9 protein-coding genes and 1 pseudogene are annotated in these 7,312 nt (G+C 37.3%); 5 read left to right on the top strand and 5 right to left on the bottom strand.

Translation table 11 applies throughout. The annotated features are described in order from the left end of the window. Positions 1 to 475: 475 nt before the first annotated feature. Positions 476 to 1,801, bottom strand: a complete 1,326-nt coding sequence (locus FTT85_RS17675; protein WP_179989167.1) for an ISNCY family transposase — start codon at positions 1,799 to 1,801, stop codon at positions 476 to 478. 168 nt (positions 1,802 to 1,969) lie between these two features. Between FTT85_RS17675 and FTT85_RS17670 the strand changes: the two genes are divergently transcribed. Next, positions 1,970 to 3,052 (top strand): hypothetical protein, encoded by a 1,083-nt coding sequence (locus tag FTT85_RS17670; protein WP_004969299.1) that lies wholly within the window; start codon positions 1,970 to 1,972, stop codon positions 3,050 to 3,052. A gap of 93 nt (positions 3,053 to 3,145) precedes the next feature. Here the strand turns inward: FTT85_RS17670 and FTT85_RS18825 are convergent, their stop codons facing one another. After that, the gene (locus FTT85_RS18825) at positions 3,146 to 3,271 is read right to left on the bottom strand and encodes a hypothetical protein (RefSeq protein WP_004969301.1); all 126 of its coding nucleotides are present in this window, start codon (positions 3,269 to 3,271) and stop codon (positions 3,146 to 3,148) included. 216 nt (positions 3,272 to 3,487) lie between these two features. Between FTT85_RS18825 and FTT85_RS17665 the strand changes: the two genes are divergently transcribed. Then, a complete protein-coding gene (locus tag FTT85_RS17665; protein WP_004647749.1) occupies positions 3,488 to 3,784 on the top strand; it encodes a type II toxin-antitoxin system RelE/ParE family toxin in 297 nt (98 codons plus the stop codon). 1 nt (position 3,785) lies between these two features. Then, positions 3,786 to 4,076, top strand: a complete 291-nt coding sequence (locus FTT85_RS17660) for an addiction module antidote protein (RefSeq protein WP_004969304.1) — start codon at positions 3,786 to 3,788, stop codon at positions 4,074 to 4,076. 110 nt (positions 4,077 to 4,186) lie between these two features. Here the strand turns inward: FTT85_RS17660 and FTT85_RS17655 are convergent, their stop codons facing one another. Together FTT85_RS17655 and FTT85_RS17650 are read right to left on the bottom strand one after the other, a co-directional pair. After that, complete coding sequence (locus FTT85_RS17655; RefSeq protein ID WP_026438532.1) at positions 4,187 to 5,641, bottom strand: SulP family inorganic anion transporter; 1,455 nt, start codon at positions 5,639 to 5,641, stop codon at positions 4,187 to 4,189. Between the two features lie 249 nt (positions 5,642 to 5,890). Continuing rightward, on the bottom strand, positions 5,891 to 6,100 hold the full coding sequence (locus tag FTT85_RS17650) for a hypothetical protein (RefSeq protein WP_004976362.1): 210 nt from the start codon (positions 6,098 to 6,100) through the stop codon (positions 5,891 to 5,893). A gap of 249 nt (positions 6,101 to 6,349) precedes the next feature. Between FTT85_RS17650 and FTT85_RS17645 the strand changes: the two genes are divergently transcribed. Next, on the top strand, positions 6,350 to 6,652 hold the full coding sequence (locus FTT85_RS17645) for a type II toxin-antitoxin system RelE/ParE family toxin (RefSeq protein WP_154320144.1): 303 nt from the start codon (positions 6,350 to 6,352) through the stop codon (positions 6,650 to 6,652). Then, positions 6,653 to 6,934 carry an addiction module antidote protein gene (locus FTT85_RS17640; RefSeq protein WP_000985610.1) on the top strand — a complete coding sequence of 94 codons (282 nt, stop codon included), beginning with the start codon at positions 6,653 to 6,655 and terminating at the stop codon, positions 6,932 to 6,934. It begins immediately after the preceding gene. Between the two features lie 95 nt (positions 6,935 to 7,029). Here the strand turns inward: FTT85_RS17640 and FTT85_RS17635 are convergent. After that, positions 7,030 to 7,312 (bottom strand): annotated as a pseudogene (locus FTT85_RS17635) (ISNCY family transposase); the annotation flags it as partial.

The following is a 7,312-nucleotide window of genomic DNA, read 5'->3' as shown; positions in this document are numbered from 1 at the left end:
ATTAGGCATTCTGTACCGTTAGAGTTTAGATAATTAAATACATATTGTACCGAAATTAAATATTAAGTCTATAAATACGGTTTTTGAGTTGCTTTTTAAGACTTTATTTTGTTCCGTTAGGCTATACTCTATAGTTACATAATTCGTGATTTAAAGAGACCTAGAAAAAGAGAAATGGTATTTATTTGAGCTAATCAAAGTTGAGAAACTTTAGAATTCTTGCGTTAGTCAAATTTTAAGCAGCCAAAAGCTATATTTTATGAGGTTTTAGCCAATTCAAAAATTAGATAAACTATACTTTCGCAAGAGGTCTTTTGATTAAATAATAAGCGTGGAACGTGAAAAATCATAAAAAAAGCCCACCTTGGGGAAGATGGGCTATCAACTAGAAACTACAGCATTGATTTCTATAGAGAATTATAACGCTGTTATTCCTAAGTAGTAATGTCCTACCTTAAAACCAAATAGAAATGTCCTATACAGACATTTCCAAGTCAAGCACAGGATTCAGATTTCGTTCTTTGATTACTGTCTTCTGTGCACGTCTGCTTGGCATAGATTGAGAACGATTACGTTTGTTTTGCTGTTCCAATTCTTCATGCTGTTGTTGAATATGATTGAGAACTGCACCTAAACGTTTATTCTCAACAATCTCTCGCTGGTTAAGCTGACTTAATTTATCGAAGATGCTGTAATTGATTTTTCTTCCCTGATATTCAATCGCGACTGTACCATCCGGGTATTCCAGGAACTCAAGATACTTACTAATCAATCTTTGGTTTTCTTCCGTGTTTTCCAGGAGATATACGCATTTATCATAAGTAATCGTCAGGCTATTCGTGACTCTGCGGGGTTCACGCCAGGTAAAAATATCATCTAATTCTTCGGCTGTTTCAGTGACAGTCCGGTGTAGATCCTTGGGATTAAAGGCCATCTTGGCAAACTTCTGATTGAATTGCTCAATGAAGCAGGGTAGCCAGGCATTCGCTTGTTCAATCGAACAGATGCCTTCCAGGCGCATTTCTTTGATCAGACGGTCCTGAAGCGTTCTATTGGCTCGTTCTACACGGCCTTTGGCCTGTGGTGAATTAGCGAAGATAATATCGATATTCAGGGTGCTGAGTACGCGCCCAAATTGCGTAATCTTGGTGTCTTTCTTGCTGCTTTGATTCACCCTGAAGACTGAATGTTTATCGCTGTAGAAGGCTAAAGGCTTACCATGCTGCTCAACATACAAACGTGTTGAAATCATATAGTCAAAGGCTGATTCTGACTCACAGAAGCGTAAGTGCTGCAATTTTCCTGTGGCGTCATCGATAAACACCAATAGACAGCATTTAGGGGCTCTTCCTTCAAACCAGTCATGATGTGAGCCATCAATTTGGATCAGTTCACCATAACAGTCCCGGTTATAACGAGGCTGATATGGGCGTTTCAGGCGTTTGGAGCGAGGAATCCATAAATCGGCTGCAATCATCCAGGAACGCAGGGTTTCCACTGAAATATCGAATCCATGAATGGTAGTCAGCTTTTCATGCGCTAAAGTGGGTCCGAAACCATGGAATTGCTCAGCAACCATATTGAGGCACTTGAGCCTGAGTTCTTCAGGAAGCCTGGAATTGCTGGTTTGACCACGACCGGCATGGGCTAATGCAGCTGGGCCTTGAGCTTTGTATTTTTGCAGTAAACGCCTGATCTGACGTTCTGAAATATGAAGTAGCTGAGCAGCCTGGGATTGAGTTATGCGTTGATCGCAGATTTCCTGCACGACCGACAATCGTTTAAGTTCTTTATCCGACATAGACACCAACATATCAAACCGTCCGCTTCGATAATCGCAAAAGCGCATATTCTAAAAGCGGACATTTTTACTTTGGAGAAACCGGACATTTCTATTTTGGAGTTACAAACGCATTTCGTATAAGGTGTATTATGTTAATTTTAGATTTTTTAAAAAATTAGGGCATCCATGAATCCTTTAGAATTCTACTGTTTAATATTGAAAAATATGGATAAAAACCTGGCTAAGAAACTAGGTAAAATTGAGAAAAAATATACTAATGTTCCATTTAAAAATGATGAAATAGCTAAAGTTAAAATTAAATCCGAATTTGCTTCAGAAATGGGGTTTTTCGTACTTAATTCAGCAACTTCTTTAGCTGTAGATGAAGAAAACTATAATTTTGCATACTGCTTAAAAATCTTAGAACTATATCCAATTAAGAATAACGATTTTTTTTATTGGAATGAGCATATAAAGCTATTTTCAGAATTAGAAAAAAATAATTTTTTATATGAAGATGTCTGCAAACTACATGATTTTCTGGTAAATAACTTTAGCTTTAACGGTGATTTAAAGAATATTATTAGTCATGAGATGCTTAGAAATTCTGGCGTCAATATACTGCTAATTTTAATTCACTTAGATCATTTAATTTCTAAGAAGTGGGGATTCCAATCAATCTCACTAAACCAAGCATTAAAGTTTAAGTTTAAAAATAAACGACCATACTTCCCATCAAAAACTTTTACAGATTTTCTTTTATTTATCTTAAAGATAAATGCAAAGTTTGAAGCAACAAAAGGACATAAAGTCGAGATTCTGAAGACTATTCCTCCAACTAATGGTTTTGAGCAATGGTTAGATCCTTCTCTCGAAGATGAACAAATTAAAGAATTTATACAACTAATTAAAAAAGTTAGAGAAAACAGAAGACTATGCTACTTGAATGAAGTCTATGAGTTCCTAGGTCTACCTTATGGTGAGTTTAAAAATGATGAAATTTATGAACAAGTCTCAGAAGAGAATTATTTATTCCTGAAAAATGAACTTCCAGAAGATAAGTGGTTTGAAAGTATTAATGCCATAGCTGGCCTATGGTTAATATATTTTTGGCAAGACTTTTATTATAAACATTTTCAAAAAACAGCCAGCGTTTCTACGTTAGCTACATCAGAAGATTTTATCGTGATATGGGAAGCCTTCCTGAAGAAATATCCTTCAGAAGGCCAATATCTTTGGCCTTCTGAATTGATATTACAAGATAAATAAATTTTTATTTACGAGGTGGATTATTGTCTCGGCCACCACCTGATGGATTTCCAGTAGTACTAGGCCAACCTGCTGTGCTCATAGTTTTCATCCTTATTTAGATTTCGTAGGTTTATGATTAGGATTCAATTGTCGGCTACGGTTGTCCTGATTCTGCGCATGTTGAATATTATTAGGATTTTTTACTGTAGCACGTTGATCATTCGCTGTTTGTGTCATTGCTTTCTCCTTAAAATGTTTGAACATCTGACAAGGAAAGTATGGCTTCAAAAAAATATGCATCTTGCCTGAAAAACAGTAAAAAAGTTTAAATTTTAACCAAAAAAATTATGTATTTAACATAATGGTGTTATACGAAATTAATGGATGTTCGTATAAATTACTTGCATATTGTATTCGATCGAATACAATATAGTGAGAAGATAAGGAATCCTCATGATTGAAATTAAACGTCTTCCAGAATTTGATGAATGGTTGGATGGCATTAAAGACAATATGACCCGTATCCGCCTGAATCGTCGATTAGATAAGGTTCAACGTGGAAACTGGGGAGACATTAAACCTCTCCAAGATGGCGTTTGGGAAATGAGAGAATTCTTCGGTTCTGGATGGAGGATGTATTACATCCAACATGGTGACGTTGTGATTGTAATGCTTGGTGGTGGAGATAAATCAACTCAACAACAAGACATCGATCGGGCAGTCAAACTATCGAAAACATTGGAGGATTAAAATGGTTAAAGTCGCTGATTTACCAAGTTTTGATATGGCTGAGTCGCTCAAAACTGAAGAAGACATTGTGATGTATCTCAATATGGTTCTTGAAGAAAATGATCCAGCTGAATTAGCCCATGCACTTGGTGTTATTGCTAAAGCTCGTGGCATGACTCAAATCGCTAAAGAAGCAGGGATTGGGCGTGAAGCACTCTACAAAGCCCTACGTCAGGATTCAGCACCACGTTTTGATACGATTAATCGTGTAGTAAATGCTTTAGGCTTAAAACTCACAGTACAACACGCTTAAAACTTTAAAAATATAGTAAAAATGGGAGCTAAAGGCTCCCATTTTTAGATTCGTATAAGGTGTATTATGTTAATTTTAGAAATTCTATATAAATATAGAATTTTTAAAACTTAAATTCTGGCATGTGTCCCATACTTATCAATCATGATCGAACTGGCTTCATTTAGACCACGTACTGTGACATTCGCACCATTCTTTTGAAATTTATTTACAACAGAATCAAGCATGGCGACTGATGTTACATCCCAAATGTGAGAATGGGTCAAATCAATAATCACCTCCTTTACATCCTCTTTAAAGTCAAAACCTTGCATGAATTTTTCAGAAGAACTAAAGAAGATCTGACCTCTCAACTCATATAAACGGGCCATTCCTTCAAAAGATGCTGTCACCTGGATATCATTTTCAAGTTTATTCGCCAGGAACAAGGCTGAAAGTAATACGCCTGTTAACACACCCAAAGCCAGGTTATGCGTAGCAACAACTACAATCACCGTCGCAATCATGACGATATTACTACTCTTAGGATTATCTTTTAACTGAGTGACAGAACTCCATTCAAAGGTACTGATAGAGACCATTATCATTACCGCTACCAATGCAGCCATTGGAATCACTTTGAGCCAGTCGCTGATAAATACAACCAGAATAAGAAGAAAAATGCCCGCAGAGAATGTTGATAAGCGTGTAAGGCCACCTGATTTTACGTTAATCATAGATTGACCAATCATTGCACAACCGGCCATGCCACCCATAAAGCCAGAAGCAATATTCGCAATCCCTTGTCCCTTACATTCCTGATATTTATCACTTGGCGTATCAGTCATTTCATCCACGATAGTTGCTGTCATCATCGATTCAAGTAAACCTACAGCCGCCAGTGCGACTGAATAAGGCAAAATAATCATCAATGTTTCAATATTCAAAGGAATATCTGGAATCAAGAACATTGGAAGTGTGTCAGGTAAAGACCCCATATCGCCCACGGTCCGTACATCAATTCCTAAAGCGATTGCCAATAATGTGATTGCAATGATGCAGACTAGTGGAGAAGGGAGTAATTTTCCTAATTTGGGAACCAGAGGGAATAGATAAATAATTGCTAAACCTAAAGCAACAAAAGCATATACATGCCAGGTCACATTAATCAGTTCAGGCAATTGAGCCATGAAAATTAAGATCGCTAACGCATTTACGAATCCAATAACCACAGATTTAGATACAAACCGCATTAACTTGGCGAGCTTTAAATAGCCTGCCAATATTTGAATCACGCCTGTCAAAATTGTTGCTGCCAGCAGATATTCAAGCCCATGCTCTTTGACCAATGTGACCATAAGCAGCGCCATTGCACCAGTGGCTGCTGAAATCATGGCAGGACGACCACCTACGAAAGAAATCACGACGGCAATACAGAAGGATGCGTATAGACCAACTTTAGGATCTACACCTGCAATAATTGAAAATGCGATGGCTTCAGGGATGAGTGCAAGACCGACGACTAATCCGGCAAGTACATCCCCACGGATGTTAGAGAACCACTGTTCTCGGACATTAGATAACATAAACATAGCCTGTTTTTTAATTTTTCAGATAGGCTAGTGATGTGATATATACAACACACAAACGACTACACCACATCACTAGACAGTGATGAGTTATTTACAGATTTAAGACGATAAATAAACTTAAGGTGGCGTAAGTGTCATAAGATGAAAGAACGTTTTAGAGTAAAAAAATCAGGACAAGGGTAACAGCTAGGTACTTTTTTATAAAGCCTGGATGTTATATCCAAGCTTTGTTTAATCGGTATTTTATGAAGCTTTTGGCTCCCCAAGTAATTGACCTATTTCCAAACGTGTATAGCCACGTTCTTTAAAAATCAAAACAATAGCCTGTTTATAATCTTCAGAAGTAGAAGTCTTATACTTAGTTATCAGTTGATTTTCAGAATTCAGCTCAAGATCATTTTTGATGGTCAATACTTCGCTAGAGATCTTGTTAAAGATATTTAGGTTAAACATACAGGCACTCGTCATCCGTATTATAGCGGCCCGACTATAACGAATACCTGTCTTAGCTACGCTAGACACCCTTGGCCGCAAGGATTACAAATTAAGAAAAATTCCGCAAGTTTTTGTCTATTGAAAGAATAAATAATCTCCCAACTGCTATCTATTTAACATAATGGTGGTTATACGAAATTCTGTTGTAGCCCCATACATTCAAGTTTATTTCTTGCATGAATGTATCCTATAGGATACATTACTCTTATGTACTCAATATATACCACTGAAGTCTTTGATGACTGGTTTACTAAGTTAAAAGACCTGCAGGCAAAAAGACGTATACAAGTCCGAATTGATCGGGTTGAAGATGGAAACTTTGGAGATACTGAACCAGTAGGTGAAGGTGTTTCTGAATTACGTTTCTTCTTTGGACCTGGCTACAGGATCTATTACTGTAAGCAAGGGCAAAGGGTCGTTATTCTTTTAGCAGGCGGAGACAAGTCTACGCAAAGTAAAGATATAAAACTTGCCCTACAATTAGCACAAGATTTAGAGGAGGAGCTGTAAATGGCTATCAAACTTCGCAAATGGGACAGTGCTGAACATCTTAAAACAGAAGAAGATATGCAAGCTTACCTACAAGCCTGTATCGATGAATCTAATGGTGATGCGGCATTCATTGCAAAAGCTTTAGGTAATATTGCTAAAGCTAAAGGAATGGCTCAATTATCAAGAGACACTGGTTTAGGTCGAGAAAGTCTTTATAAAGCACTTTCTGGCGATGTAAATCCAAGCTTTGATACTGTTATTAAAGTCGTAAAAGCACTGAATTTACGCTTAGCAATTTAAAAAAAACTAGTAAAAAAGGGAGCTTTAAGCTCCATTTTTCATTTCATGTTATTCCCAAGTAGAAATGTCCTACCTAATAACCAAATAGAAATGTCCTATATGGACATTTCCAAGTCAAGCACAGGATTTAGATTTCGTTGTTCAATCGCTGTTTTCTGTGCACGTCTGCTTGGCATCTTTTGAGAACGATTACGTTTGTTTTGCTGTTCCAGTTCTTCATGCTGTTGTTGGATATGATTCAGAACAGCACTCAACCGTTTATTCTCAACAATCTCTCGCTGATTCAGCTGACTTAATTTATCGAAGAGGCTGTAATTGATCTTTCGGCCATCATGCATGAGGGCTACAGTACCATCCGGGTATTCCAGGAACTCAAGA

Source organism: Acinetobacter sp. YH01020, assembly GCF_013420275.1.
Taxonomy (GTDB): Bacteria; Pseudomonadota; Gammaproteobacteria; order Pseudomonadales; family Moraxellaceae; genus Acinetobacter; species Acinetobacter amyesii.
The sequence above is the reverse complement of the archived record's forward strand: the minus strand, read 5'-3'. Positions and strand labels throughout refer to the sequence as shown.

What these genes read in the sequence shown, in the direction of transcription:
- FTT85_RS17675 (WP_179989167.1), bottom strand. Translation starts at nt 1,801, where the DNA reads ATGTCGGATAAAGAACTTAAACGATTGTCGGTCGTGCAGGAAATCTGC.
- FTT85_RS17670 (WP_004969299.1), top strand. Translation starts at nt 1,970, where the DNA reads ATGAATCCTTTAGAATTCTACTGTTTAATATTGAAAAATATGGATAAA.
- FTT85_RS18825 (WP_004969301.1), bottom strand. Translation starts at nt 3,271, where the DNA reads ATGACACAAACAGCGAATGATCAACGTGCTACAGTAAAAAATCCTAAT.
- FTT85_RS17665 (WP_004647749.1), top strand. Translation starts at nt 3,488, where the DNA reads ATGATTGAAATTAAACGTCTTCCAGAATTTGATGAATGGTTGGATGGC.
- FTT85_RS17660 (WP_004969304.1), top strand. Translation starts at nt 3,786, where the DNA reads ATGGTTAAAGTCGCTGATTTACCAAGTTTTGATATGGCTGAGTCGCTC.
- FTT85_RS17655 (WP_026438532.1), bottom strand. Translation starts at nt 5,641, where the DNA reads ATGTTATCTAATGTCCGAGAACAGTGGTTCTCTAACATCCGTGGGGAT.
- FTT85_RS17650 (WP_004976362.1), bottom strand. Translation starts at nt 6,100, where the DNA reads ATGTTTAACCTAAATATCTTTAACAAGATCTCTAGCGAAGTATTGACC.
- FTT85_RS17645 (WP_154320144.1), top strand. Translation starts at nt 6,350, where the DNA reads ATGTACTCAATATATACCACTGAAGTCTTTGATGACTGGTTTACTAAG.
- FTT85_RS17640 (WP_000985610.1), top strand. Translation starts at nt 6,653, where the DNA reads ATGGCTATCAAACTTCGCAAATGGGACAGTGCTGAACATCTTAAAACA.